Raw genomic sequence first — 26316 nt, 5'->3', positions numbered from 1 at the left:
CCCAAGTTTTTGATCGACTGATCTTTTAAAGGAGTGACACATGGCCGCTGTATCCATGGCCGCTATCAAGGAGCTACGCGAGCGTCTCGGCGCAGGCATGCTCGACAGCAAGAACGCGCTCGCTGAAGCTGAGGGTGACATCGAGAAGGCGATTGAGATTCTGCGTCTCAAGGGCCTCAAGGGTGTTGCGAAGCGCGGCGACCGCGAAGCAAGTGAGGGCCTCGTAGCCGTCAAGCAGAGCGAGGGCGCTGCCACGATGATCGAGCTCGTCTGCGAGACCGACTTCGTCGCAAAGAACGAGAAGTTCATTGCTCTTTCGGACCGCGTGCTTGACGCGATCAGCGCGGCAGGTGCTACCAGTACTGAAGAAGCACTCGCTGCTCCGCTCGAGGGCAAGACCGTTGCTGACGTCATCACCGACGAGTCCGCCATTATCGGCGAGCGCATCATCCTGCGCAAGGTCTCGCGGATCGAAGCTCCGAAGACCTCCGTGTACCTGCACCAGACCTCGAAGGATCTGCCGCCGCAGATCGGTGTGGTTGTGGGCTACGAGGGCGACGACGCCGATGCTGCGCTCAGCATCGCGCGCCACATTTCGTTTGCGGATCCGCTGTACCTCAGCCGTGAGGACGTTCCCGCGGCTGACGTCGACAAGGAGCGCGATCTCGTCACCGAGATCTCGAAGAACGAGGGCAAGCCCGAGGCTGCTCTGCCGAAGATCGTTGAGGGTCGCCTCACCGCATTCTTCAAGCAGGTTGCGCTGAACGAGCAGGTCCACGCGCTCGACGCTGACAAGCGCGAGGTGAAGAAGGTTGCTGAGGCAGCCGGGATCACCCTCACCGGCTTTGCTCGAAGCAAGGTTGGCGCGTAGCACGCAGTAGTGAAGAAGGCCCGGGCGTTTGCTCGGGCCTTCTTGCTGCCCGTGGCCGCGTATCCGCAGAGCCGCCGGGAGCGCCCAGCGCGAGCACACAGATCACCGATACGCTGGATGTTACGACTCGAAGAAGGAGATTCACCTATGCCCGAAACTGTCACACGTAAGCGCCGAGTTCTGCTCAAGCTTTCGGGAGAGGCGTTCGGAGGCGGAACTCTCGGGGTGAATCCCGACGTTGTGAGCCAGATCGCCCGCGAGATCGCGGCAGCAATGGATTCCGCAGAGGTTGCTGTGGTGGTGGGTGGCGGAAACTTCTTCCGCGGTGCCGAGCTCTCGCAGCGCGGCATGGATCGCGCACGAGCCGACTATATGGGCATGCTTGGCACGGTCATGAACGCGCTGGCGCTGCAGGACTTCCTGGAACAGGCGGGGGTGTCGAGCCGCGTACAGTCCGCAATCACGATGACGCAGGTCGCCGAGACCTACATTCCGCTGCGTGCGATCCGGCATCTGGAAAAGGGTCGCGTGGTCATCTTTGGTGCTGGTGCAGGCCTGCCATACTTCTCAACCGACACGGTGGCTGCTCAGCGGGCGCTGGAGATCCACGCCGACGAAGTACTGGTCGCAAAGAACGGCGTTGACGGCGTCTACACCGCGGATCCACACAAGGATCCCGATGCGACGCTCATCGAAGAGATCAGCTACAACGACGCGCTCGTGCGCGGTCTCAAGGTCGTGGACTCGACCTCGTTTAGTCTCTGCATGGACAATGGTATGCCGATGCGGGTGTTTGGGATGGAACCATCCGGAAATGTCACCGCCGCGCTGCGCGGTGAGAAGCTTGGCACTCTCGTACACCGCTAAACTTGAACGACGAACCACTAAGAAGGAGAGCACCGTGATTGACGAAGTCTTCGCAGACGTGAGAGAACGCATGACGAAAGCGGTCGAAGCGGCGAAGGACAATTTCGCTACGGTGCGTACGGGGCGTGCGAACCCCTCGCTGCTGCAGGGTGTGCAGGTAGATTACTACGGCACGCCAACGCCTCTGCCGCAGCTTGCCTCGGTGCAGAATCAGGACGCCCGTAGCCTTCTCGTCACCCCCTACGACAAGGGCGCGATGAAGGAGATCGAGCAGGCGATCCGCGATATGCCGAACCTGGGGGCCAACCCATCGAATGACGGTTCCGTGATCCGTCTTGCGTTGCCGGAACTGACTCAGGATCGCCGCAAGGAGTTCGTGAAGATCGTCAAGGGCAAGGCTGAAGACGCACGCGTTGCGGTGCGGAATGTGCGCAGGCACGGCATGGACGAACTCGATGCTCTCAAAAGCGAGGTCGGCGAAGACGAGGTCGCGCGCGCGGAAAAAGAAATCGAAGTGCTGACGAAGCAGTTCATCGAGCAGATCGATGAGGCCTTGAAACGCAAAGAGGCCGAACTGCTGGAGGTCTAGCAGCAATGTCCGGCGCCGAGAAGCGCGAGGACCTTAGGGCTCAGCTTGGGGCAGCGAATGCGAAAATTGAGGCGAGAGCTGGCCGTAACCTGTTCTTTGCGATTCTCTCCGGCCTGATATTCGGTGGCGTGTTTCTCGGGAGTTTGCTCTGGGTAAAACAGCTGTTTGTGATCCTCGTCGCCGCAATTGTCGCCGTCGCACTGGTGGAGCTTGCATCCGCTTTTCGCGTCGGTGGTCGGCGTGTGCCGCGCATCGGCGTCGTCTTTGGCGGATTGATTATTGTCAGCGGTGCATACTTCTGGGGACCGGAAGGTATGCTGATCGGGCTGTTCTTGGGATCACTGGTGCTGACACTGTGGCGGCTGATTGAAGGTTTGGTTCCCGCGTGGGAGACCCCGCCGCGCACCCTAGTACGTGACGTTTTCTCGGGGCTGTTCACGCTGGTGTACGTGGCGTTTCTGGCTTCGTTCGCGGTGTTACTGGTGCAGGTCGACAACGGCCAGTGGTGGGTGTTTGCCCTCGTGGTGATTGTGGTGTCGGTTGATGTTGGCGCCTATGTCGCCGGGGTGACACTCGGCAAGCACAAGATGACCCCGCTCATCAGCCCCAACAAAACCTGGGAGGGGTTTGCGGGTGCCGCAGCGGCAGCAATGGCGGTGGGGGTAGTGATCACGATCTTCGCCCTCAACCAGCCGTGGTGGGTCGGGATCATTCTCGGTATCGTGGTGCTGTTCACTGCGACGGGAGGCGACCTTACCGAATCGCTCATCAAGCGCAATCTTGGAGTTAAGGATATGAGTAGCTGGATCCCGGGTCACGGCGGATTCTTGGATCGACTTGATTCCATCCTGCCCTCCGCCGTGGGCGTGTACGGGGTGGCACTCGTGATTGGAGTTGTGTAATGAACGCTCGCTCCCAGGCCACAGATAAGAAAACCGGGCATAATGGTGTGGTGCATACCGCTTTCCCGCTTTCCCCTAAACGACAGCTCGGCTACCAGCAGGATCAGGTGGACGCCTTCCTCGACCGGGCCCGCTCAACCTATGAGGGCGGAACAGAAGCCGGCATCGTCACGACCTCTGAGGATGTGCGGCGGATGGCGTTTGCAGTGAAACGCGGTGGGTATTCGCCAAGGTATGTTGATGCCGCGATGGACAGACTCGAAGAGGTGTTCTTCGAACGCGAGCGCCGGGCGCGGGTGCGCGCCGAGGGTGAAGAGAAGTGGTGGAACGAGACGCGCGCGCTGCTCTCCGATGTGCGCGGCAGGTTGCAGCGTCCCCGCGGCAAGCGGTTTCGCCGCCGCGGAGTCTTTGCGACTGGCTATCGCCGCTCGCAGGTCGATGCTTTTCTTGACAGAGTGGCGCAGATGTTTGAGAAGCGTGAGCTGAATTTACCGCCCGCCGAGGTGCGCGATGTTGTGTTCCACTCGCAGTGGCGTGGCTATGACGAGGAACAGGTCGATGCGCTTCTTGACGGTGTCGTTGAGCTGATCCTGTCCACTCGCTGAGAGATTCCGGCGCGCCCGCCGCAATCGGCGTTGAGCGACATGCCTCTCTGAGATAGAATCGTTACATTGTGCCTGTGAAAAAAGCTTCTCCCTTGTCCTTTTGGTCACGCTTCAGGGCACCCCTCGCAGCCGTTGTGGTCGCCGGTTTCTTCGGCACTGCCGTTGTGGCTCCGTTCGCTATGCCGAGCCCGGCGGATGCCGAGACGATGGCTTTCCAGACCCGCATCAATCAGCAGTTCGTGCCCAACGAGTCGCTTGAGGCTGATCTTGTGTACGCAGATGTGCCGGTGCTCAAACTGCCGGATCCCGAAGAGGAGCGTCTGAAGAAGGAAGCCGAAGAGGCAGCGAAGGCGGCTGAGAAAGCGAAGGCTTCCTCGTCCGGTGCCGCGCCGAGGTACACCGGTGGCGGATCTCCGGCCGAGTGGATGGCGGCAGCGGGTATTCCCGAGTCCGATTGGGGTTATGTCGATTACATCGCTTCAAGGGAAAGTACTTGGAACCCGAATGCAACGAACGCGAGTTCAGGGGCGTGCGGGCTGATTCAGGCTTTGCCCTGCAGCAAGGTTCCGGGTAACGGTTACGACCCCGTTGACAACCTTCGCTGGGCAAACGGCTACGCCGTGGGTCGCTACGGAAGCTGGGCGAAGGCCTACGACTTCTGGACCTCAAACCACTGGTGGTAGTGGGGCCTCGCCATGGCGCGTAATCGGCGAACCAACAAATACCTTCGCGCGGCCGAGGATCCGCCCCGCGACGTCACCCGGCTCGCCTACGGCGGCGCGCGTAAGGAGTTTCGGCGCGGCAGTGAATGGTTCGTGCGGGAGATCCCCGCGCATCGGGCCGAGAAAGCGTACCGCTGCCCGGAGTGCGGCACCGATGTGCCCATCGGCCAGGCGCACGTGGTGGCGTGGAGCGCCGAGCACTTCTTCGGGGATGAGGCTGCGATTCGGGATCGTCGCCACTACCACGCCCACTGCTGGCGCCTGGCTTAGCACCACCCCTCCACCCCTTCACCCTCTCGCGACCTCCACCCTTTCGCCCCCTCGCCCTCCTACACCCCTGTTGTGTGCGCAAGTGGTTGTTACGCGCGCGCATAAGAACAATCTGCGCACACGCGAGGGGTTTAGAAGAGTGTTGGGGGAGCGGCGGGCCCTTCGAGGGAGACCTCGGGGGTCGGGGCAGAGGTAGTGGAAGCGCCGGCAAGGCCCGGGCCCTGATCCGGATCCTGACCCACCTGGAATGCGGTCGCTGCGGCACGGGCGCGATCGTCCGCGGCCTCGTTGAGCGGGTGTCCGGCGTGGCCCTTGACCCATTCAAAGCTCACCCAGCGTCCAGCGAGTGCCGCATCAAGCTGTTCGAGGAGTTCCCGGTTGAGGACTGGCTTTCCGTCAGCCTTTCGCCAGCCCTTGCGCTTCCAGCCGGGCATCCATTTGGTCACTGAGTTGATGACGTACTGGCTATCGCAGAGCACGTGCAGCTGCTCGTCTGCGCGGTGAGCGGTGGCGTGCAGCAGGTCGAGCACCGCCATCAGCTCGCCCTGATTGTTTGTCGCGCGCGGCCAGCCGCCGGCGCGCCACTGGGAGTCATCCACGACCCAGGCCCAGCCGGCGGGGCCGGGGTTTCCGAGAGCTGATCCGTCCGCCGCAGCCGTAATTGTCATTGTTCTATCCTGCCAGAGAGGGGCGCAGATACCGGGTAGGCTGGTTCGAGTTTGCCACGGCATCGGGGACCCAGGGAGGACGAAGCATGGAAAAGATCAGGAGCAACACCACCCTTCGCGCGCGTCGCGAAGATATCGAACTGCACACCGCGGACGGCTTGACGCTCGTGGGCGAGCTGGCGTTGCCGCAGGATCGCGAGCCACAGGCCACGCTCGTCACGCTTCACCCGCTCCCGACGCACGGCGGGTTCATGGACTCTCACGTGTTACGGAAAGCCGCGAATCGGCTTCCTGAGCTCGCCGATCTGGCCGTGTTGCGCTTCAACACGAGGGGCACCAGCTCCCCACGTGGCACGAGCGACGGCGCCTTCGGGGACGGTGAGAAGGAACGTGCAGATGTCGCGGCCGCAATGCAGTTCGTGCGGGATCGTGGACTTCCTCACCCCTGGCTGCTCGGCTGGTCCTTCGGCACAGAGCTCGCGCTGAAGTACGGTCTCGAGCACCCCATCGAGGGTGCGATCCTGCTCTCGCCCCCGCTGCACCGCGCTACGGAGCAGGATCTTGCGGCGTGGGCCGACGCGAATCCCGCGCTTGTCGCGATCATCCCCGAACTGGATGACTATCTGAGGCCAGAGGAAGCCGCGCGGCGTTTCTCGGCGGTTCCGCGCGCGCGGCTCGTGCCTGTTGAAGGTGGTCGGCACCTTTGGGTAGGGGAGCCGCAGACCCGGCGTGTGCTGAACGAGATCGTCGCGACGCTCGGCACAGCTCCCACCCCGCTTCCCGAAGAAGTCTCAGAAGACCTGTTGCGGTAGCGGGGCGGGTACCCTTTGCCTATTGAGCGGCCTCAGACTCCGAATCGGCTTCCGAGTCTTCAGCAACGGGGCGCTCAACGAGTCGACCAGCGACCGTGCTCATCTTCTGTGCATTCGTGATGACCTCACCCAGGCTCTCAAAATAGCGGGCGACGGCACCTCGTTCAACCTTCAGCTGAGCCATACGATCTTCGGCAGCAGCGAGCACCTTCGTCGCGCGATCCTCGGCGTCCGCGAACAGCGACTGGGCGCGCTGCTCTGCCTCAAGGATCGTCTCGGCCGCCTGCCGTTCGGCCTCTGCGCGGAGATTGCGAGCAACCTGCTTTGCATCAAGGGAGATGCGTTCGTACTCTTCACGGGCCGCCGCGAGCTGCTCACGCAACTCATCAAGCTCGCGGGTCGCCGCTTCACTCTCGCGACGTGCGACCTCGGCAGCCTCGTGCTGACGGGCTGCAAGCTCCTGTTCGAGCTGCTCACGCTGAGCGGTCGAGCGGGTTTTGAAATCGATCGTGTCGCGTTCAATCTGCTCGCGGAGTGCCCGCGCGGCGTCTTCGGTGCTCGCGGTGAGAACCGCAAGTTGCGCCTCCTGTGTTGCGCGATACTCCGCAAGCTCGGCGACGGTATCTGCGCGAAGGAGATCTGTCTCTTCGGTTACCGCGGCGCGCTGTGCGGCCACCTCCCGCTCAATCTCAGCGGTCTTGGCCTCCCGCTCCTGGCGCATATCTGCTTCGTGCTGTTCGCGGCGTAGAGCGATGCCGCGTTCGTGCTCTTCGCGCTCGCGGGCGATATCCGCTTCGAGCTTGCTGCGGTCGCGTTCAATCTGCAGTTCCAGCGCTTCGCGTTCGAGGCCGAGTGCAGCTGCGGCCTCCTCGCGCTCGATCCGAAGCGCCTCATCGGCGGCTGCGCGTTCGTCGGCGAGGCGCTGTTGGTGCTCGATGAGCTGCGCCTCGATCCGTTCGTTGTGGACAGTGGTTTCGTCCGCCAGTCGGGCTTCGTGCGCGGCACGTTCAGCTGCGATCTGTTGCTCATGCTGCCGACGTGCGGCTGCGAGCTCTGCTTCGTGCTCGCCGAGCTCTGTCTCGATCTTGCTCCGGTGCTCGTCCCATTCGGAGATGAGGCGATCTTGATGGCTCGCCAGCTCACTGCCGATCCTGGCGTCGTGGGCCTGACGCTCCTGCTCAAGCGTTGCATCGTGTGTTTCGCGCTCAGAATTGAGGCGATCTTGGTGTGCGCGGAGTTCTGCAGCGAGTGCGGCTTCCTGTGTGTCGCGCTCAGTGGCGAGTGCCCGCTCGTGGGCGTCGCGCTCACGAGCGATACGAGCATTGTGTTCGGCGAGTTCAGCGGCAATCTTCTCCTCGTGTGCCGCGCGCTCGGAGGTGATCCTTGATTCGTGAGCTACACGCTCAGCAGCAATGCTCGTCTCGTGAGCTTCACGCTCGGCCGCAATGCTCGTCTCGTGGGCTTCACGCTCGGCCGCGATACCGGATTTGTGATCGGCAAGCTCCTCGGCAAGCCGAGTTTCTTGTGCCTGAGCCTCGTTTCGCAGGCGAACGTCGTGTTCCATACGTTCGGTCCGTAGCGCCTCATCGTGCCGACTGCGTTCCTCGGAAATGACCTGCTCGTGGAGCTTACGTTCCTCGGAAATGGCGTGCTCGTGCAGCTCGCGTTCCTCGGTGATATGTTCGGTGTGCTCGGCAAGCTCTTTGGCGAGACGCTGTTCCTGTGCCGCACGTGCCGCCGCAAGGGCTGTTTCTTCTGTAGCTCGGAGCTCGGCAAGATCCGCTGCTGCGGCCTCGTTAGCGCGGGCGCGTTCGCGTTCGGCTTGCTCGGCGAGGGTGCGGAGTTCGTTCTGCTGTGCCTCGATCTCACGCGCGATGGTGGCCTCGTGCTGGAATCGCTCCTGAGCGATGCGTTCGTTGTGGGTCTGCAGCTCAGCCTCGATCTTGCGTTTGTGCTGCTCGCGTTCTTGAGCGATTGCCGCATCGTGCTCCGCGCGCTCCTGAGCCAGCTGGCCGCGGAGATCCTCAATCTCGGTGTTCAGTGCGCGTCGTTGTGCCTCAATACCGGCTTCGAGTTCACGCCGCAGCTCAGTATATTGAGCCTCAAGCTCGGCCTCCGTGCGCTGGCGTGAAGCCTCAAGCTCTGCGCGGGCCCGCTCGCTTTCTTGCGCGAGTCTGGCGCGTTCGAGTTCCGCCTCGCGTTCGTTTTCTGCGCGCTCCCTGGCAAATGTCTCGGCGTGCTTCTCAGTTTCTTCGCGCAGCTCGTTCGCGGCGAGTTGCGCCTCTGCGGTGATCCGCTCGGCCTCGGCGGCCGCATGGGCGAGCCGGGCTTGCGCATCGCTCTCCGCGGTGTCGCGCAGCGTGATGCTCTCACGCTCCGCGGAAGAACGGGCGAGTTCTGCGGCACGGCGAGCCTCTTCGAGAAGCCGATCCCGCTCAGCGTTGGCGTCAGCGGATTGCTGCGCAACGTCGGCGCGGGCACTGGTAATGATGATCTCGGCTTGCTCACTTGCAGAGCTCAGGAGTTCATCCGCGCGTTGCTGAGCCTGCCGCAGCACCCGCGCGCTTTCTTCCTCGGAGGATCGCCGCAGTTTCTCAGCATCGAGATCCGCCTGGGCCATGAGACGCTGAGCGTGATCTTCCGCAAGCTTCAGGCTCTTCTCAACGCGCAGCCCAAGACCCGAGTAGCCGCTTGCGCCGAGCTCCGCGACCTGCTCTTGCAGATCCGCGACAAGCTCACGCTGTTCCTGGCTGACCTGTGTCGCCTGTTGGTGGGCGAGCTGTAGCGACTCGAGATGAGTCTGTAGGGTGCTGATGTGGCCCAGAAGGGACGCTACGCGCTCGTCAACTTCTTCGCGATTGTAGCCGCGAAAGGCTGGGGAAAACTGCTGGGCTGATTCGGACACTGGCCCTCCGGGTAAGACAACATTCCGCTGGAACGCGATGATCGCGCCCAGCGGGGATACAAAGCTTCATGATACTCGAAACTGACACTCGTCGACTGACCAAGGCCACTTCCAACTCTTATACGGAAAGGTCCGATAGCGTTGAATGTTGAGAATCTATGCCTGCGACGCGATGCCCCGCTTGGAATCGTCGATCAGGCTCCATCTACCTTAAGAGGAGCCCCACGTGCGATACGTGTTTGCAATCGCCGCGCTTGTGATCTCCGGCGTCATGTTGATACTGGGCATCGGACAGCGCACCTTTCTTGCCGGACCCGCCGAGATCAGTCTTCCAGTCGGTACGCAGTCGGAGACCGGGTACGCCATTTTGAAGGCCAGCGCGTTCGAGAACGTTTCGGGCCAGGCAAATGTTGTGGTGAAGGGTTCGCAAGGGTTTGTCGCGAGTGGATCCACTCTCGACGTTGAAGCCTGGGTTGAGCCTTTCGACCACGCTGAACTATCGATCAATAAGGACGGGGATCGGGTGCTGAGCAAGAACGTGGCAGCCGTGGAACCTGAGCCCGCAGTAACGCCGCAGACGACTCCTGACTCGGAGACAGAGTCCGGCGAAGATGGTGAGATGAAGCCGATCGATCCGCGCGGCAGTGACCTGTGGCTGGAAGAGCGATCGATCGATAACGCGGGTACGGGCACGGAGACCGAGACTCTGCGATTTCCAGTCACCATCAACGATCAGCAGTCTCTGATCATCGCCTCTGATGGGGTGGACCCGCTGCCTGGCGATGTTGCGCTGGTGTGGGTGCAGGATCGCAACACACCCTGGGCTGGCCCACTGCTGGTGGGCGGCGGAGTGTTCGCGCTCCTTGGCGGTGTGCTCTATCTGCTCGCGGTGGATCACGATCGCCGCGGTCTCGGGCCGCGTCGAGGTCGCCGTGGCCCGTTGCTCGGGATCCGGAACATGTTTGGCAAGCCCCGCGTGCGGAGCGAGAGCGGTCCCTCAGATCAGGCCGGTTCTGGCGACAGCACCCGCGCGCCGATGAAAGCCTCACGGTGGGCACTGCTTCCCGCCCTCGGGCTCACGGTGATGCTCGGCCTGAGTGGCTGCTCAGCAAGCTACTGGCCGAGTGCGGCCGAGGATCAGGAAGAGTCTTCGAGCGTAGAGGCGCCTGTCTCTGCGGTCGCACCCCTCCCTGTGACGGATACGCAGATCGAGCGGATTGTGGAGCGGGTCTCCAAGGTTGCTGAAGAGGGCGACGAAAATCTCGATGCGGCCGTGCTGGAAACTCGGTTCACAGGATCTGCGCTGCAGCAGAGGGCCGCAAACTATACGATTCGCGCCGCGAAGCCCGACTACCCGATCGTGCCGCCTCGAATCACCGATCAGAGCCTGCAGTACGAGCTGGTGCAGAGCACCGTGTCGTGGCCGCGCACCATCTTCGTGACGGTGGCGTCTGCCGCCCCGGACGAAAAGGCGGAGGAACCGGCGGAGGGATCCGAGGCTGGTGCCGACGGTGCCGAGAAGGCTGAAGATAAGACCCAAGAAACGACCGCTTCTCCCTCTCTCGCGCTGATGCTCACGCAGACCACCCGCAAGAGAACTTCATGGTGACCCGTGTGATGGCTCTGCGCGGAGGGATCTCCATGCCGCAGGCCGCACCCGTGGAGGAGGGGACCGCGCTGCTCTCCAATGATCTTGAGACGCTGATGCTGCCCCCCGGTGAGGTTGGCACCGCATTTGCGAGTGTGCTGCAGGGCGGCACTGGGGTGGAACAAGCGAAGCTCTTCGACTTGACCGCAGAACCCCTGCTTGAGAACTATGGGCTTGCCTACGCTCAGAAGGTGCAGCAGGATCTCGAAGCCAGTGGCCAACAGTCCATGGTCTTCTCAGACACCGTAAGTCAGGGGGAGCAGCGGCCGACGGCACTCTCCACAGGGGTGGGGGGTGCGCTCGTTGCGACCACGTTGATCGAACAACGGACCTTGGATTCGGCCGGCGGTCGATACAAACCCGAGGCAACCGGGTTGGTTACTGCGCTCTCCGGTCTCTCGGGGCAGCAGGATCGTATCGTGCAAGAGATCGCGCATCAGATCCTGTTCTTTGTGCCGAGCAAGTCTGACGACGGCGCCAAGATTCAAGTGCTCGGTGTGTCGAGCGAACTGGTAGGAGCGAGGAACTAAGGGCCATGACTCAACATATTCCCGAACGGATCCCCGGGGGCGGGATCGATCTCAGCCACCTTGCGGCTTCACGTGCGCAAGCCCAGCCGGGACTGCCCGGCGAGGCGGCGCCCGCGGGGGGTGCGCCTCAAGTGGTAGATGTGCCGGCGCTCGTCATCGACGTTACTGACGCGAGTTTCGAGCAGGTTGCGCAGCTCTCCGCCGTCGTTCCGGTGGTCATTGACCTGTGGGCGGAGTGGTGCGAGCCCTGCAAGACCCTGGGGCCCGTGCTCGAGAAACTCACGCGCGAGTTCGGCGGTCGCCTGCTGCTCGCCAAGGTAGACGTTGACGCGAACCCCGGTCTGGCTCAGGCGTTCCAAGCCCAATCAATCCCAACGGTTGTTGCTCTCGTCGGAGGCCGCCCGGTGCCATTGTTCCAAGGCGCGATGCCCGAAGCTCAGGTGCGCGAGGTCTTTGGACAGCTCCTGCAGCTTGCCGCGCAGCAGGGTGTCGTTGGGAGTGTGAACGCGCCCGAGAGTAGTGAAGAGGCCCCGGCCGAGCCCGTTGAGCCTCCGATTCCTGCAGCCCACCTTGCGGCGGTGGAGGCGGCCGAGCGCGGCGACTATGCGGCGGCAGTGTCAGAGTGGGAAGCGGTGTTGACGAAGTCTCCGGCGGATGCCGAAGCGCGTGCCGCACTCGTGCAGATGAAGCTGCTGCAGCGGCTTGAGGGTTTGACGCTCGACGGTGTGCGCGCAGACGCGGCCGCACGCCCCAATGACCTGGAAGCGCAGTTGCGGGTCGCCGACCTTGATCTTTCCGGCGGGCACGTCGAAGACGCCTTTTTGCGTCTGCTCGATCTTTTCGCGGCGGCAAGCGAAGAGGATCGCGCGGTGATTCAGGCCCGCCTGCTCGAACTCTTCGAGGTGGTCGGGGTCGCAGACCCCCGCGTGATTGCGGCCCGCGGCAGGCTCGCGAACCTGCTGTACTGATGTGATGGGGTGCTTACGATGACTGGCGGCGCCTACCTCGATCACGCCGCGACCTCGCCCATGCCGGATGAGGTACTGAGCGCTTACGCGCGGGCCCTCAGCAGTGTCGGTAACCCTGCGTCGACCCACGGCCACGGGCAGCGCTCGAGCGAGCTGTTGGAGGGAGCTCGCGAGCGGATTGCGCAGGCTCTCGGCTGCGATCATGCTGAGCTGATCCTGACCGCTGGCGGTACCGAGTCGATTAACCTCGCGCTGAAGGGGATCTACTGGGCGAGGCGGCGTGCGGGTGGGGGGTCCACGCTCCTGGTTGCCGAGGGCGAGCACCACGCCACGGTCGAGGCGGCCGAGTGGCTGCGCGACACCCAGCAGGCGGAGCTGATCTGGTTGCCCATCGATGATGAGGGCGTGCTGCAACCGAGCGTGCTCAAGGCCGCCATCGCGAAGGCCGGCGCGGAGAATATTGCGCTGCTCTCGTTTCTATGGGCGAACAACGAGGTGGGGTCGATCCAGCCGGTCTCCGAGCTCTGCCGCATCGCACACGATGCCGGGATTCCTGCGCACGTTGACGCCGTCTCCGCGCTCGGTCAGACACGGATTGATTTTGCCGCCTCGGGTGCCTCCGCCATCAGTGTGTCGGCGCACAAGATCGGGGGACCGGTGGGCGTCGGCGCGCTGGTGCTCGGCAGACGCACGGGCGCCGAGGCGCTTCTGCACGGTGGCTCGCAGCAGCGGTCGCGATCAGGCACGCAGAACGCGGCGGGGGCGGTCGCCTTTGCGGCGGCTCTTGACACGGTCGTGGATCATGCAGGGCAGCCTCTTCCCGCGCACCTTGCGCACCTTGCACGGCTGCGTGACCGCCTGATTGCGGGAGTGACGCGGATCGACCCTACTGCGACCCTCCGAGGATCCGCGCCGGGGGAGGCACGGCTGCCAGGCAACGCGCACTTTACCTTCGCGGGGTGCCAGGGTGATTCGCTCGTTTACCTGCTCGACGCCTCGGGGGTGTCGGTGTCGGTAGGATCCGCATGCCAGGCGGGGGTTGCAGAGATCTCCCATGTGCTGCTCGCGATGGGGCTTCCGGAGGAAGACGCGGCTGGCGCACTCCGTTTCACGCTCGGTGCCGGATCGACGGAGGACGAAGTAGATAGGTTGCTCGCGGCGCTCCCCGAAGCACTAAAGAAAGCGCGTGCGGCCGGACTGGTCTAGTGTCCCGTGTCGCAAGTTGCTTTGCAGATACCGGTGCTCCGGTGGATGCATCGCGAGGCGGAGGAGTGAGGCGATGCCGTTGCATCGTCGAGTGACGACAACGACGTGATGCGCCGCCGGAGTGCCGGGATATGTGAAGCGAATTTGCGACACGGGGCACTAGGCTGTCTGCGTGAAAGTTCTTGCGGCAATGAGCGGGGGAGTCGACTCCGCGGTAGCGGCGGCCCGTGCTGTAGATGCGGGCCATGAGGTTGTTGGTGTGCACCTGGCGCTGAGCCGAATGCCTGGCACGATCCGCACAGGATCCCGCGGTTGCTGCACCATCGAGGACGCGATGGACGCCAGGCGCGTCTCCAACTTGCTCGGGATCCCTTTCTACGTTTGGGATCTCAGCGAACGATTCAAGGAAGACGTGGTCGACGACTTCATTGCCGAGTACGCGGCCGGCCGCACACCGAACCCGTGTATGCGTTGCAATGAGAAGATCAAGTTTGCTGCCCTACTCGACAAGGCCATCGCGCTTGGCTTCGATGCTGTTGCTACCGGCCACTACGCCAAGGTTATTGATACCCCGAGGGGTCGCGAGCTGCACCGTGCAAGCTCCTGGGCGAAGGATCAGTCCTACGTGCTCGGGGTGTTGACGGAGCGCCAGCTTGCCCACTGCTATTTCCCTCTTGGAGACACGCCGTCGAAGGCGCTCGTGCGTGCCGAGGCAGACGACCGTGGTCTGCAAGTGGCGCAGAAGCCCGACAGCCACGACATCTGCTTTATCCCGGACGGCGATACCCGGGGGTGGCTCTCCTCCCACCTTCACCGTGAACCTGGTGAGATTCTTGATGAAACAGGCGAGGTTGTCGGCCGCCACGATGGCGCCCACGGCTATACCGTCGGGCAGCGCCGGGGGCTTCAACTCGGCCGCCCCGCCGAGGATGGTCAGCCCAGGTACGTACTGTCGATCCGCCCCGTTTCAAACCAGGTGGTGGTCGGCCCGAAACATCAGCTCGCGATCGGCAGAGTCGCCGGCGGCCGCTTTAGCTGGGCGGGGGATCCGGGCTTTGATGTCGCCGAGTGGTTCGACTGTGACGTGCAGATTCGTGCGCATGCCGATCCTGTGCCCGCCCGCGCGAGCCTGCAGCCGATTCTTGACGAGGAACGCACTGAGTTGCACCGCGACGGCGCAACTCACGAGATCGTCGTTGACATTGACCTCAATCAGTCTGAGCCGTTGTTGGGCGTTGCGCCCGGCCAGACCGCGGTGCTCTACTCGGGCAGCCGGGTGCTCGGGCAATTCACCATTGACCGTGCCGTTGCGGCCGGGGCTATTTCGCGGGGGAGGCGGCGTGAGCGAGCTGTCTGAAATGACGTTCGACGAGGCGAGGGCCGAGGCGGAGCGCTTGACCGCGGAGATCGAGCGGCTGCGCGTCGCATATTACTCTGAGGCTACGAGCCTCGTCTCTGATGCAGAGTACGACGAGATGTTTCACCGACTCGAGGCTCTCGAACGCTTGTATCCGGAGCTTGGCGGGCAAGACAGCCCCACGCAGGAGGTGGGTGCCGCGGTTGTTTCTGCCGGCTTCCCCGAGCACGAACACGCGGAGCGGATGCTCAGCCTCGACAACGTCTTTTCTCTCGAGGAATTTCGGGAGTGGGCTGAGAAGACTCGCCTGGCTGCTGGGCGCCCTGTGCGCTGGCTTACCGAGCTCAAAATTGATGGACTTGCGATCAGTCTCGCCTACCGCAACGGTGTACTCGAAACGGCGACCACTCGCGGCGACGGCCGGATCGGCGAGGATATTACCGAGAACGTTGACATGATCCCGGTGATCCCGCGCCAGCTCAGGGGTGAGGGGATCCCCGATTTTTTCGAAGCTCGCGGTGAGGTCTTTTTGCGCGGCGCAGATTTTGAGGCGCTCAACGATCGGCAGCATCAGTTGCAGGCTGGCTTTGTTGCTGAGCAACTCTCGAAGGGCCGCGACGCGGATGCGATCCCCGTGCGCTACCCGGAGTTTGCGAACGCCCGCAACACCGCCGCGGGTAGCCTGAGGCAGCGCGCCGACAAGAAAACCGAAACCGAACTTGAACTGATGCGCGACCGCCTGGGGCGGCTGTCGCTCTACGTGCACGGGATCGGTGCCTGGTCTCACCCGGAGTTCACCAATCAGTCTGAGGCCTATGCACTGCTCGCTTCGTGGGGGCTTCCGGTGTCGCCGCACTCTCGGGTGTTCGAGACCGTTGATGAGGTCGTCGGCTTCATTGCCGATCGCGGCGAGCATCGGCACGATGTCGAACACGAGATCGACGGCATCGTAGTGAAGGTGGACGAATTTGAGCTGCACGCTGAACTCGGGCAGACGAGTCGCGCCCGCGCTGGGCGATCGCCTACAAGTACCCGCCGGAAGAGGTGCACACCACCCTCCTCGACATTCGCGTGGGCGTTGGACGCACCGGACGGGCAACACCCTACGCGGTGATGGAACCTGTGAAGGTCGCGGGATCGACCGTGCGCCAGGCAACGCTGCACAATCAGCAGGTCGTCAAGGCGAAGGGCGTGCTGATCGGTGACACCGTTGTGTTGCGAAAGGCCGGGGACGTGATCCCGGAGGTGCTGGGCGCGGTGATTGAGCGCCGCGACGGCAGCGAGTTTGAATGGCAGATGCCGACCGACTGCCCAGAGTGTGGCGCGACACTGCGCCCGATGAAAGAGGGCGACATCGATCTGCGCTGCCCGAACGCGCGGGCCTGTCCTGCGCAGGTCCGAGGGCGCGTGGAACACATCGGATCGCGCGGCGCACTCGATATCGAGGTGCTCGGCGAGATTACGGCCGCGGCGCTCACTCAGCCAGAGGTGCCCAAGACTCCGCCACTCCAAACAGAGGCCGGGCTCTTCGCGCTCACTCTTGAGGAACTGGTGCCGATCGAGGTCATCGTGCGTGACAGCGAGACCGGCGAACGTCGCGTTGACGAGGCGACAGGAGAGTATGTGCGGCGTGCGCCTTTTCAGCGCGTTTCGTTCGAGTATCCGCCGGAGGCCGAGGGGCTCAGCCCGAGTGAGCGGCGTGCGGCGGGCCTGCGGAAGGATCACCGGGTGGTGACGCCGTCAAAGGACGCAGAGACGTTCCTCGCGGAGCTTGAGAAGGCGAAGACCAAACCGCTGTGGCGCTTGCTTGTCGCCCTCAATATCAGGCACGTTGGGCCGGTCGCGGCGCGGGCGCTCGCTGACTGGTTCGGTTCTCTTGACGCGATTCGTGCGGCTTCCGTTGCAGAGCTTTCGGAGGTTGAGGGCGTGGGAGATACCATTGCCTACGCGCTCACCGAATGGTTTGACGAGGAGTGGCATCGGGAGATCGTGGATCAATGGGCCGAGGCCGGTGTGCGCTGGTTCACCCCGGTCATCCGGGTCCCGGCGCTGCGGTGGCGGCGGGGGGCGTGCTTGCTGGCCTCACGATCGTCGCTACGGGAAGCCTTGATGGCTTCACTCGTGACGGGGCCAAGGAAGCCATCATTCAGGCGGGCGGCAAGGCCGCATCGAGTGTCTCGAAGAAGACCGACTTTGTGGCGGCCGGACCGGGTGCTGGGTCGAAGCTGAGCAAGGCTGAAGAGCTCGGGATCCCGGTGCTAGACGCTTCGCAGTTCGCGGTGCTCGTGACCGAGGGACCCGATGCTTTGGAGCTGACTCCTCCCGTCCTGTGAGCGGGTGTTGGGAATCAAAGTTATCCACAGATGTTGCTTATCTGGTTTCTTCGCGCTCCTTTTGCGTAATGTTGGGACGTGAAAACTTCCATGTTCACACGCATCCGGCACTGAGAAGGGGACGATATGCCGCCCGCAACCGAGCTCATCACGAACACCGAAACCTGCACCGCAGCCGACACCGATGCCGAATCTCCGCGCGAAACTGAATCGAGAATGTTGATTCGTGCGGGCTGGGCCAATACCGATCCGCTGCTGCGCGATTACTACGACCGCGAATGGGGCATGCCCGTCCGAGACGAGACCGGGTTGTTCGAGCGGCTCGCGCTTGAGTCGTTTCAGGCCGGACTGTCTTGGATCACGATTCTGCGACGACGCGAGGGGTTTCGGGCCGCATTTGCGGGTTTTGAGGTCGACCGGGTTGCTGAGTTTGATGCGGCGCGGGTGGACGCTCTGATGCTCGACACCGGGATCATTCGCAATCGGCGCAAGATCGAGGCGACAGTGCAGAATGCGCGCGCGGTGCAGCGTCTGCGAGAGAGTGGGACCGAGTTTTCTGAGCTGATTTGGTCGTTTCAGCCGGACGTCTCGCCCGTTCCCCGCGATGACAGCGAGGTGCCCACCACCTCGGAGGAAGCCCTCGCGCTATCCAAAGAGTTGAAGCGCCGCGGCTTTACCTTTGTCGGGCCGACGATGATCTACGCGCTGATGACCGCGATCGGTATGGTCGACGTGCACCTCCTCGGCAGTCACCGCCGCGGCTGCTCCGGCCTGTGGAACACTGACGGCACGAGGGTGGGGTCATGAGCGCGTCCCTACCTGGAAGCCTTGTCGGCACGAATTAGCGGTATGAACGTTGGTGATACTCTGTACATACCGAATCGTAGGAGGTCGTTGTGAGCAAGAGCGCCGTATTTACTATGAAGCTCGAACAAGAACTCCGGGATAGCTTCGTGGAGGAGGCGCGGGCGGTGCATCGTCCAGCTTCGCAGATCGCTCGAGAACTTATGCGAGACTACGTTGAGCGCCAGCGCAGCGAGCGTGAGTATCAGTCTTTTCTCACGAAGAAGGTGGAGCTTGCGCGCGCTTCACTCGTCGCGGGTGGAGGCATTGACTCGCCCAGCATTGAGGCTGAGTTCGCCGACCGCCGGAACGCCGCAGTGTGAGACTCCTCTGGAGCGCAGAGGCCCGCGCGGATCGTATTGCGATCTGGGACTATCTCGCTGCAGAGAATCCAGCGGCCGCGATTCGTGTCGACCAAGCCTTCGCAGATGCTCTCGAGCACCTCTGCGGGAATCCCTTGCTTGGACGCCCCGGTCTTGTCCGGGGAACACGTGACCTCTTCCCGGTAGGCCACTATCGAATCGTCTATGAAGTTGTTGACGATACGATCTCGGTGCTCGCCATCACGCACACCTCAAGGCTCTGGCCTGCACAGTAGCCACTTGAACGCGCTGTCCTGCCTCCTGCTGTGACACCTCGGGCTTCTCAGAGAACCCCCCGTCGCAAGCATCAGCGATAGGATGGTGAGGTTCACCGACCCACTTCATCGATGGAGCAGCATGCCTGAAACCAGTGCGGCAGTCCGCACCGGAGCGAACGGCGAGATCACGGCGGAGACCGTGCAGCATCTCGCAGGTCTCGCCCGGATTGCACTTACCGAGGCCGAGGTGTCGAGCCTCACAACCGAACTCGGCTCGATCCTCACCAATATTGCAAAGGTGAGCGAAGTCGCTGGGGCCGATGTGCCCGCGACCAGCCACCCGCTGCCGCTCAACAACGTGATGCGTGAGGACGTGATTGCCGATGTGCTGACGCGCGAGGAGGCGCTCGCAAACGCGCCCGAGACGAGTGATGGCATGTTCCGCGTGTCTTCTATTCTGGGGGAGGAGCAGTAGATGTCTGAGCTGATTCAGCTGACCGCGGCCGAGCTTGCCGCGAAGCTGTCCGCCCGCGAGGTGTCTTCGGAAGAAGCCGTGCGCGCGCACCTCGACCGGATCGAGGCCGTCGATGGCCAGGTCAATGCCTTTCTTGCAACGAACGCGGAGGCTTCGCTCGCGGCCGCGCGTTCGATCGATGAGCGGCGTGCGGCAGGCGAGACGCTTGGCGAGCTCGCCGGGGTGCCGCTCGCGGTGAAAGACGTGCTCGTCACAACCGACATGCCCTCGACCTCGGGATCGCGGATCCTTGAGGGCTACATGTCGCCCTACGACGCGACCACCGTGGCGAAAGCTCGTGCCGCGGGCCTGGTGTCCATCGGCAAGACCAATATGGACGAGTTCGCGATGGGATCCTCCACCGAGAACTCCGCCTACGGCCCGACGCGCAATCCCTGGCAGCTTGACCGGGTGCCCGGCGGCTCCGGCGGCGGCTCGGCTGCGGCGGTAAGTGCCTTTGAAGCACCGCTCGCGCTCGGCTCCGACACGGGCGGATCGATCCGTCAGCCCGCTGCCCTCACCGGCACGGTCGGCGCGAAGCCAACCTATGGTGGCGTCAGCCGCTACGGCGCGATCGCGCTGGCCTCTTCCCTGGACCAGGTGGGTCCCTGCGCGCGCACGGTCCTCGACACGGCTTTGCTGCACGATGTCGTGGCGGGCCACGACCACCACGACTCCACCTCCCTCGATTTCGCCTGGCCGTCGATGGCCCGGGCCGCTCGTGAGGGCGCCGCAACTGATTCACTGCGCGGACTTCGCGTCGGCGTTGTGAAGCAGCTCATGCTTGACGGAGTGCAGCCCGGAGTGAAGGCTCGTTTTGAACAATCGCTCGCGCTGCTGACGGCTCAGGGCGCTGAGATTGTTGAGATTGAGGCCCCTCACTTCGAGTACGCCGTGGCCGCGTATTACCTGATCCTGCCCGCTGAGGCCTCGAGTAACCTCGCAAAGTACGACTCGGTGCGCTTCGGGCTCCGGGTGACACCTGACGGCGGCGGCACCGTCGAGGGCGTGATGAGCGCGACCCGCGCGGCCGGCTTCGGCGCCGAGGTGAAGCGGCGCGTGATCCTGGGCACCTACGCTCTGTCAGCTGGTTACTACGACGCCTACTATGGCAGCGCGCAGAAAGTCCGCACGCTGATTCAGCGTGACTTCGCCAGCGCTTTCGAGCGGGTCGACATCATTGCCTCGCCGACCGCTCCCACCACTGCGTGGAAGCTTGGCGAGCACTCGGGCGATCCGATGCAGGATTACCTTAACGATGCCACCACGATCCCGGCCAACTTGGCGGGGATCCCGGGCCTCAGCCTGCCGATCGGTACGGCCGCAGAAGACGGACTGCCCGTGGGTCTGCAACTGATGGCACCCGCGTTCGAAGACGCCAGGCTCTACCGCGCCGGTGCCGCAATCGAACGACTGATTGAAGAACGAGACGGAACACCGTTCTGGGCGCAGACCCCCTCCCTTGCGGGCGCATCCACCGGAAAGGCGGCACGCTAATGGCGAAGACTAAAGTGATGGACTATGAGCGGGCGCTCGAACTTTTTGAGCCCGTGATTGGGCTTGAGGTGCACGTCGAGCTGAACACTCGCACCAAGATGTTCTCCTCGGCGCCGAACGTGTTCGGATCAGAGCCGAACACCAACCTCACCCCCGTCTGCCTCGGCCTGCCCGGCGCGCTGCCCGTGGTCAACGAGCAAGCCGTGCGCTACTCGATCAGCTTGGGCCTTGCGCTCGGCTGCGAGATCGCGGAGCTCTCCGGTTTCGCCCGCAAGAATTACTTTTACCCCGACATGGCGAAAAACTACCAGATCTCGCAGTTTGACGATCCGATCGCTTACGACGGCTCGGTCGAGATCGAGCTCGCCTCCGGCCGCATCGTGCACGTGCCGATCGAGCGCGCACACATGGAGGAGGACGCCGGCAAGCTGAACCACGTGGGAGGCGCCACCGGGCGCATTCAGGGCGCCGAGTACTCGCTGGTCGATTACAACCGCGCGGGTGTGCCACTCGTAGAGATCGTGACCCGCCCGATCTTTGGCGGCGAGGCGGACACTCCTGAAATTGCGGCCGAGTACGTGTCGACGATTCGGGATCTGGTTGTTGCTCTCGGCATCTCTGACGCCCGCATGGAACGTGGCAACCTGCGTTGTGATGCGAACGTGTCGCTGCGGCCCCGCGGCAACGAGGGCGCCGGGATGGCCGTGCTCGGCACGCGCACGGAGACGAAGAACGTGAACTCACTTCGCTCGGTCGAGCGTGCGGTGCGGTTTGAGATTCAGCGACAGGCCCAGATCCTGGCTGACGGCGGCACGATCACGCAGGAGACGCGTCACTGGCACGAGGACACGGGCGAGACCTCGCCGGGCCGCCCGAAGTCTGACGCTGACGATTACCGTTATTTCCCGGAGCCAGACCTCGCACCACTTACGCCCACGCGCGAATTTGTGGAGGAGCTGCGCGCGGCTCTACCCGAGCACCCGACCCTGCGTCGCCGCCGTCTGCGAGCGGAGTGGGCGTTCTCAGCCTTGGAGTTCCAGGACGTCGTCAATGCTGGACTGGTGGGAACGATCGAAGCCACGGTCGCAGCCGGTGTACCGCCGCAGACCGCCCGCAAATGGTGGACGGGCGAGATTGCCCGTATCGCGAACGAGCGTTCTGTTCCCGCCACGGATCTCATGGCGCCCGCCCAGCTCGTTGAGCTGGTCGCACTTGTCGACGCAGGCACGCTCAACGACAAACTCGCCCGCCAGGTGATCCAGGGGATCATCGACGGTGAGGGGAGCGCCGAGGAGATCGTGGCCGCGCGTGGGCTCGCGATCGTGTCGGATGATGGCCCGCTCATCGAAGCGATTGATGCGGCGCTCGCTGAGCAGCCCGATGTGCTCGAAAAGATCCGCGACGGCAAGGTGCAGGCCGCCGGTGCGGTGATCGGCGCTGTGATGAAGGCGATGCGCGGCCAGGCTGATGCTGCGCGCGTGCGCGAGCTCGTGCTGGAGCGCGCCGCCCAGTAGCGGAATTCTGTTTGTCGTTCCCCGGTGGTGAGGGTTATTCTGACCGTATGGATACTCACACCACTGGGGAACAGGGCTGGAAGAAGCTCGGCTCACTCCCATTCGCTGCCGCCGTTTTTGTCTTTGTCAATGCGCTCTATATTTTTTTGGTGGCGCTCGGCAACATCACTGACTACGGAACGAATTTCGCTTTTGTGCAGCACGTTCTATCGATGGACACCACGAACTTTGGCCAGCCCGCGGGGCAGGGGCTTGATCCCGAGGTGATGTGGCGAGCGATCGATAACCCCGTGCTTTGGAACCTTGGTTACATTGGGGTGATCGTGATCGAGTCGCTCGCCGCGATCATTCTGATCATCGCCTTTGTCGACTTCATGCGTGCAATCTTTGGTGCGGCGAGTTTTGCTCGTGCCAGGCGCTGGGCGAGCCTCGGCTTGGTGTTGATCGTGCTGCTGTTCGCAGGCGGCTTTATCGCCGTGGGTGGGGAGTGGTTCCAAATGTGGCGCTCGACTGAATGGAATGGACTCGATCCCGCGATCCGCAACGCGATGCTCGCGGGAATTGGCCTCGTGTTGCTGCACCTCCCGAGCCCAGGGTGGCAGAAAGCTGGGGCTGTGGCTCGATAGAGCCGAGCTCGACGCCGTGTGTGCGCGGATTGTTGTTATGGGTGCGCATAAGAACAATCTGCGCACACGCTACTGCGCGCATGTTTCTGCGCGGAGGCTATTGCGCGCAAGTTTCGGCGCGCACGCTACTGCGTGCACGCGGCCGGGGCGGCGCCGTGCATCACGCGGAGTCTTCGTCGATCCAGTCCATCGATTTGGTGACCGCCTTCCGCCACAGGCGGAGCTGGCGCTCGCGCTCGGCCGCGCCCTGCACGGGGAGCCAGTGGCGATCCTCGCGCCAGTTCGCGCGCAGCTCATCGAGCCCCGACCAGAAACCAACCGCGAGTCCCGCGACGTAGGCCGCCCCGAGCGCGGTCGTCTCGGCAACCTGGGGGCGCACGACGGGAACGCCCAGCACGTCGGCCTGGAACTGCATCAGCGTATTGTTTGCGACCATGCCGCCGTCGACGCGCAGCTCGGTGAGGTGGGCACCGCCGGACGCCAAGACATCAGCATTGACCGCATCGAGCACGTCGCGAGTCTGGAAGGCGACCGCCTCGAGCGCCGCCCGCGCGATGTGGCCGCGATTTGAGAAGCGGGTGAGCCCGACGATCGCCCCGCGGGCATCCGGGCGCCAGTAGGGTGCGAACAGTCCGGAGAACGCCGGTACGACGTACACCCCGCCGTTGTCGGGCACGGAAACCGCGAGCTGCTCAACCTCCGCCGCAGAACGAATCAGGCCGAGCTGATCCCGCAGCCACTGGATCAGCGACCCCGCCACCGCGATCGAGCCCTCGAGTGCATAGTGGGCGGGGCCGTCACCCAGCTTGAATCCGACGGTGGTGATGAGACCGTTCTGCGAGTGCACGATCTCCTTACCCGTCTGAAACATCAGGAAGCAGCCTGTCCCGTAGGTGTTCTTCGACTCACCGGCATTGAAGGCCGCCTGGCCGAAGGTAGCTGCCTGCTGGTCACCGAGGATTCCGGCGACGGGAACGCCGCGCAATAGCGAGGAGTATTCGGCCTCGCCGTAGACCTCTGAGGAGGAACGGATCTCGGGCATCATTGAACGCGGAATATTGAAGACCTCAAGCAGATCATCGCGCCAGTTCAGTGTTTCGAGGTCCATCAGGAGAGTGCGCGAGGCGTTGGTGACATCGGTGACGTGCACTCCGCCCTCGACACCGCCCGTGAGGTTCCAGAGAATCCAGCAGTCGGTGGTGCCAAAGAGGAGATCCCCGGCCTCAGCTCGCTCGCGGGCACCCGCAACGTTGTCGAGGATCCACGCGATCTTCGACGCCGAAAAGTAGCTCGTCAGGGGGAGCCCCGTGATTCGTTTGAAGCGATCCGCGCCGCCGCCTTCCGCGAGCGTGTCGAGGGCGGGCTGGGTGCGGGTGTCCTGCCACACGATCGCATTGGACACCGGGACCCCGGTGCGGCGATCCCAGACCACCGTCGTCTCGCGCTGGTTGGTGATCCCGATGGCGGCGATGTTGCGGTCGGTCGTGTCTGCCTTGCCGAGGGCGGTACCGATCACCTCCTGCACGTTTTGCCAGATCTGCACGGCGTCGTGCTCCACGTATCCGGCCCGAGGCATGATCTGGTCGTGCTCCTTTTGGCCGACCGACACGATCCTGCCCGCCCGATCGAAGATGATCGCCCGGGTTGAAGTAGTGCCCTGATCGATGGCAATGACGTAATCAGACATGGGGGACCTCCCCCTCGATGGGGGCGGGGCCCGCGCCGTTAAGATCCACACGGTGGGCCGCGCGCAGGATCATCGCGCTTCGGTCGACCTCGGTCTTCTGCATCGCGGCATCCCAGCCGAGCACGGGGGCCACCGCCGCGGCGATCTCCTCAAGCGTCTCTTGGGTTACCCCACCAACGAACGCAATTGAGGTGCGACGCAACATCACATCATCGAGGTGTACGACATGTTCTGCTCCTGCCAGGTGCGCGAGCTCTTCAACGAAGTAGCCCGGGGCCGATGCGAGCGCGTGCGGCTTGGCCGGAAGCGCAGTCAGCACATCGGAGGCTTTTGTGCCGTAGCGATCGAGTAGGCGCGACACGAGTTCGGGATCGTGCCCGTGGGCGTTTCGCGAGATCCAGATGCGCCGCGATGCACGGTCGCGCGGGAAACCTGCGCCGCCGCCAATTACGGTGTTCCGACTGCTCACCAAACGAGAAGCGCCGAGTAGTTCTAGTGCCGTGTCGCCCAAGTGTTCGGCGAGCGCGCGAAACGTCGTCCACTTGCCGCCCACGAGGCTCAGGGTCCGCACCCCGCCGATCCAGCCCTGTTCGATGCGGTAGTCGCGCGACACAAAGCCGGGCAATGTTTCGTCGTGTTTGGGGAGTGGGCGGATCCCGGAAAAGGTGTAGACGATCTGCGAACGGTCGACAGAGATGGACGGAAACACGTGCGGGATCAGATCGAAAAAGTAGTCGATCTCGTCGTCGGAGCAGACGCTCGCCTCGCGCGGATCCGCGTTGATGTCGGTGGTGCCCACGAGCACGCGCTCCTTCAGCGGATAGATCAGCACGATGCGGCCATCGGAGTGCTCGAAGAACATCTCGCGCCCGGCGGTTGCCTCAAGCAGCTCGGGGTGGTCGAGCACAATGTGTGAGCCCTTGGTGCCGCCCATGTATTGGGATGGTTGCCCGAGCGCCGTATTCGTAAGGTCGGTCCAGGGGCCGGAGGTATTGATGATCAGCCCAGCGGTGAAGGCGAACTCTTCTCCTGAGGCTTCGTCGCGAAGGGTCACGGCGCCGTCTTCGAAGCCCACCGCGGAGACATAGTTTGCCGCGCGCGCCGTTGCCTCCGCTGCCGGGGCCGAAGGGTTTGCCCCAGCAGCTACGCCGTCGTATAGGACGTCGAGCGCGAGGCGCTCAGGATCGTGCATGGAAGCGTCGAAATAGGTCGCCGTGTACTTAATCGCCGGGTTGAGGCGCGGAAGCTCGCGGAGCGACCGGTTGCGGCCACGGAAGCGGTGGCGAGGCACCCGGCCACCGCCCCGCGAGAACGTGTCATACAGCACCAGCCCGACTTTGATGAGAAAGGCGCCGCGCTCACGGGGTTTGCCGCGACCGTGGGTGATTAATAGACGGAATGGAGCCGTGAGGATCCCCGAGAAGGTCTTGAAGATCGGGATCGTGGTGCGCAACGGGCGCACGTAGTGGGGAGCATTGCGAATCAGGCGATTGCGCTCCTGTACGGCCTCACGCACCAGCCGGAACTCGCCGTTCTCCAAATACCTGACCCCGCCGTGCACCATGTGGCTGGAGGCCGCGGATGCCCCTGACACGTAGTCGTTTCGATCCACCAGCGCCACATCGACGCCTTGCAGTGCCAACTCTCGAAACGTAGCGATACCGTTGATGCCCGCGCCAATGATGAGAACATCAGCGCTCGGGCGCTCACGAAGTTGCTCGACCGTGGATCGTGACTTACTCATCGGGCTCCCGCTTTCTTGCGAATATGGCGTGAACGAACTCTTGTCTACAACGCTAGCG

General features: G+C 63.4%; 23 protein-coding genes and 2 pseudogenes. 21 read left to right on the top strand and 4 right to left on the bottom strand.

The window, feature by feature from the left end; genetic code table 11:
• Positions 1-40 precede the first annotated feature (40 nt).
• From tsf to G7067_RS10715, 7 genes are all read left to right on the top strand, one after another.
• Positions 41-871 carry a translation elongation factor Ts gene (tsf, locus tag G7067_RS10745; RefSeq protein ID WP_166324159.1) on the top strand — a complete coding sequence of 277 codons (831 nt, stop codon included), beginning with the start codon at positions 41-43 and terminating at the stop codon, positions 869-871.
• Between the two features lie 147 nt (positions 872-1018).
• Entirely contained in the window at positions 1019-1738 is a 720-nt protein-coding gene (pyrH, locus tag G7067_RS10740; protein ID WP_166324156.1) for a UMP kinase, read from the top strand.
• Between the two features lie 34 nt (positions 1739-1772).
• Positions 1773-2327, top strand: coding sequence for a ribosome recycling factor (frr, locus tag G7067_RS10735; protein ID WP_166324153.1), 555 nt, complete (start codon positions 1773-1775; stop codon positions 2325-2327).
• Between the two features lie 5 nt (positions 2328-2332).
• Positions 2333-3229, top strand: a complete 897-nt coding sequence (locus G7067_RS10730; RefSeq protein WP_166324150.1) for a phosphatidate cytidylyltransferase — start codon at positions 2333-2335, stop codon at positions 3227-3229.
• On the top strand, positions 3229-3834 hold the full coding sequence (locus G7067_RS10725; RefSeq protein ID WP_166324147.1) for a DivIVA domain-containing protein: 606 nt from the start codon (positions 3229-3231) through the stop codon (positions 3832-3834). Before G7067_RS10730 ends, G7067_RS10725 begins: the two co-directional genes overlap by 1 nt.
• A 92-nt stretch (positions 3835-3926) precedes the next feature.
• Positions 3927-4517, top strand: a complete 591-nt coding sequence (locus G7067_RS10720; RefSeq protein WP_166324144.1) for an aggregation-promoting factor C-terminal-like domain-containing protein — start codon at positions 3927-3929, stop codon at positions 4515-4517.
• Between the two features lie 12 nt (positions 4518-4529).
• A complete protein-coding gene (locus G7067_RS10715; RefSeq protein ID WP_166324141.1) occupies positions 4530-4826 on the top strand; it encodes an ATP/GTP-binding protein in 297 nt (98 codons plus the stop codon).
• 152 nt (positions 4827-4978) lie between these two features.
• On the opposite strand, the pseudogene G7067_RS10710 reads toward G7067_RS10715, so the two are convergent.
• Positions 4979-5494: pseudogene (locus G7067_RS10710) on the bottom strand (ribonuclease H family protein); the annotation flags it as partial.
• Positions 5495-5580: 86 nt separating this feature from the next.
• Here G7067_RS10710 and G7067_RS10705 point away from each other — a divergent pair.
• Positions 5581-6306, top strand: a complete 726-nt coding sequence (locus tag G7067_RS10705; RefSeq protein WP_166324135.1) for an alpha/beta hydrolase — start codon at positions 5581-5583, stop codon at positions 6304-6306.
• Positions 6307-6325: 19 nt separating this feature from the next.
• Here the strand turns inward: G7067_RS10705 and G7067_RS10700 are convergent, their stop codons facing one another.
• Positions 6326-9211 (bottom strand): hypothetical protein, encoded by a 2886-nt coding sequence (locus G7067_RS10700; RefSeq protein WP_166324132.1) that lies wholly within the window; start codon positions 9209-9211, stop codon positions 6326-6328.
• A gap of 226 nt (positions 9212-9437) precedes the next feature.
• On the opposite strand from G7067_RS10700, the gene G7067_RS10695 reads away from it, so the two are divergent.
• From G7067_RS10695 to G7067_RS10640, 13 genes and pseudogenes are all read left to right on the top strand, one after another.
• Positions 9438-10820, top strand: a complete 1383-nt coding sequence (locus tag G7067_RS10695) for a hypothetical protein (protein WP_244301077.1) — start codon at positions 9438-9440, stop codon at positions 10818-10820.
• 8 nt (positions 10821-10828) lie between these two features.
• Positions 10829-11389, top strand: coding sequence for a hypothetical protein (locus G7067_RS14365; protein WP_244301076.1), 561 nt, complete (start codon positions 10829-10831; stop codon positions 11387-11389).
• Positions 11390-11394: 5 nt separating this feature from the next.
• Complete coding sequence (locus G7067_RS10690; RefSeq protein WP_166324129.1) at positions 11395-12357, top strand: tetratricopeptide repeat protein; 963 nt, start codon at positions 11395-11397, stop codon at positions 12355-12357.
• Positions 12358-12375: 18 nt separating this feature from the next.
• A complete protein-coding gene (locus tag G7067_RS10685; protein ID WP_166324126.1) occupies positions 12376-13563 on the top strand; it encodes a cysteine desulfurase family protein in 1188 nt (395 codons plus the stop codon).
• A gap of 172 nt (positions 13564-13735) precedes the next feature.
• Complete coding sequence (mnmA, locus tag G7067_RS10680) at positions 13736-14920, top strand: tRNA 2-thiouridine(34) synthase MnmA (protein ID WP_244301075.1); 1185 nt, start codon at positions 13736-13738, stop codon at positions 14918-14920.
• 1 nt (position 14921) lies between these two features.
• Positions 14922-17253 (top strand): annotated as a pseudogene (ligA, locus tag G7067_RS10675) (NAD-dependent DNA ligase LigA).
• 126 nt (positions 17254-17379) lie between these two features.
• Positions 17380-18060, top strand: a complete 681-nt coding sequence (locus G7067_RS10670; RefSeq protein WP_425280678.1) for a DNA-3-methyladenine glycosylase I — start codon at positions 17380-17382, stop codon at positions 18058-18060.
• Between the two features lie 89 nt (positions 18061-18149).
• The gene (locus G7067_RS10665; protein ID WP_166324123.1) at positions 18150-18419 is read left to right on the top strand and encodes an antitoxin of toxin-antitoxin stability system; all 270 of its coding nucleotides are present in this window, start codon (positions 18150-18152) and stop codon (positions 18417-18419) included.
• Positions 18416-18694: a type II toxin-antitoxin system RelE/ParE family toxin gene (locus G7067_RS10660; RefSeq protein WP_166324120.1), complete on the top strand. Its 279-nt coding sequence runs from the start codon at positions 18416-18418 to the stop codon at positions 18692-18694. The genes G7067_RS10665 and G7067_RS10660 overlap by 4 nt, the downstream gene beginning before the upstream one ends.
• Before the next feature lie 121 nt (positions 18695-18815).
• Positions 18816-19151 (top strand): Asp-tRNA(Asn)/Glu-tRNA(Gln) amidotransferase subunit GatC, encoded by a 336-nt coding sequence (gene gatC, locus G7067_RS10655; protein WP_166324117.1) that lies wholly within the window; start codon positions 18816-18818, stop codon positions 19149-19151.
• The gene (gene gatA, locus G7067_RS10650; protein WP_166324114.1) at positions 19152-20687 is read left to right on the top strand and encodes an Asp-tRNA(Asn)/Glu-tRNA(Gln) amidotransferase subunit GatA; all 1536 of its coding nucleotides are present in this window, start codon (positions 19152-19154) and stop codon (positions 20685-20687) included.
• Positions 20687-22201 (top strand): Asp-tRNA(Asn)/Glu-tRNA(Gln) amidotransferase subunit GatB, encoded by a 1515-nt coding sequence (gene gatB, locus G7067_RS10645; RefSeq protein WP_166324111.1) that lies wholly within the window; start codon positions 20687-20689, stop codon positions 22199-22201. Before gatA ends, gatB begins: the two co-directional genes overlap by 1 nt.
• Positions 22202-22248: 47 nt before the next feature.
• The gene (locus tag G7067_RS10640) at positions 22249-22827 is read left to right on the top strand and encodes a DUF2165 domain-containing protein (protein ID WP_166324108.1); all 579 of its coding nucleotides are present in this window, start codon (positions 22249-22251) and stop codon (positions 22825-22827) included.
• A gap of 160 nt (positions 22828-22987) precedes the next feature.
• Here the strand turns inward: G7067_RS10640 and glpK are convergent, their stop codons facing one another.
• Together glpK and G7067_RS10630 are read right to left on the bottom strand one after the other, a co-directional pair.
• Positions 22988-24514, bottom strand: coding sequence for a glycerol kinase GlpK (gene glpK, locus G7067_RS10635; protein WP_166324105.1), 1527 nt, complete (start codon positions 24512-24514; stop codon positions 22988-22990).
• Positions 24507-26258 carry a glycerol-3-phosphate dehydrogenase/oxidase gene (locus tag G7067_RS10630; RefSeq protein ID WP_166324102.1) on the bottom strand — a complete coding sequence of 584 codons (1752 nt, stop codon included), beginning with the start codon at positions 26256-26258 and terminating at the stop codon, positions 24507-24509. Before G7067_RS10630 ends, glpK begins: the two co-directional genes overlap by 8 nt.
• Positions 26259-26316 lie beyond the last annotated feature (58 nt).

This window comes from Leucobacter insecticola (assembly GCF_011382965.1).
Lineage (GTDB): Bacteria > Actinomycetota > Actinomycetes > Actinomycetales > Microbacteriaceae > Leucobacter > Leucobacter insecticola.
This window is presented reverse-complemented; position numbering and strand designations above follow the sequence as displayed.

Bases quoted from the DNA above. Each gene is read 5' to 3' on its own strand.
- G7067_RS10730 (WP_166324150.1), top strand. From the start codon at position 2,333: ATGTCCGGCGCCGAGAAGCGCGAGGACCTTAGGGCTCAGCTTGGGGCA.
- G7067_RS10630 (WP_166324102.1), bottom strand. From the start codon at position 26,258: ATGAGTAAGTCACGATCCACGGTCGAGCAACTTCGTGAGCGCCCGAGC.
- G7067_RS10705 (WP_166324135.1), top strand. From the start codon at position 5,581: ATGGAAAAGATCAGGAGCAACACCACCCTTCGCGCGCGTCGCGAAGAT.
- G7067_RS10640 (WP_166324108.1), top strand. From the start codon at position 22,249: ATGGATACTCACACCACTGGGGAACAGGGCTGGAAGAAGCTCGGCTCA.
- G7067_RS14365 (WP_244301076.1), top strand. From the start codon at position 10,829: ATGGCTCTGCGCGGAGGGATCTCCATGCCGCAGGCCGCACCCGTGGAG.
- gatA (WP_166324114.1), top strand. From the start codon at position 19,152: ATGTCTGAGCTGATTCAGCTGACCGCGGCCGAGCTTGCCGCGAAGCTG.
- G7067_RS10725 (WP_166324147.1), top strand. From the start codon at position 3,229: ATGAACGCTCGCTCCCAGGCCACAGATAAGAAAACCGGGCATAATGGT.
- gatC (WP_166324117.1), top strand. From the start codon at position 18,816: ATGCCTGAAACCAGTGCGGCAGTCCGCACCGGAGCGAACGGCGAGATC.
- gatB (WP_166324111.1), top strand. From the start codon at position 20,687: ATGGCGAAGACTAAAGTGATGGACTATGAGCGGGCGCTCGAACTTTTT.
- G7067_RS10715 (WP_166324141.1), top strand. From the start codon at position 4,530: ATGGCGCGTAATCGGCGAACCAACAAATACCTTCGCGCGGCCGAGGAT.
- G7067_RS10670 (WP_425280678.1), top strand. From the start codon at position 17,380: ATGCCGCCCGCAACCGAGCTCATCACGAACACCGAAACCTGCACCGCA.
- tsf (WP_166324159.1), top strand. From the start codon at position 41: ATGGCCGCTGTATCCATGGCCGCTATCAAGGAGCTACGCGAGCGTCTC.
- glpK (WP_166324105.1), bottom strand. From the start codon at position 24,514: ATGTCTGATTACGTCATTGCCATCGATCAGGGCACTACTTCAACCCGG.
- G7067_RS10685 (WP_166324126.1), top strand. From the start codon at position 12,376: ATGACTGGCGGCGCCTACCTCGATCACGCCGCGACCTCGCCCATGCCG.
- G7067_RS10690 (WP_166324129.1), top strand. From the start codon at position 11,395: ATGACTCAACATATTCCCGAACGGATCCCCGGGGGCGGGATCGATCTC.
- pyrH (WP_166324156.1), top strand. From the start codon at position 1,019: ATGCCCGAAACTGTCACACGTAAGCGCCGAGTTCTGCTCAAGCTTTCG.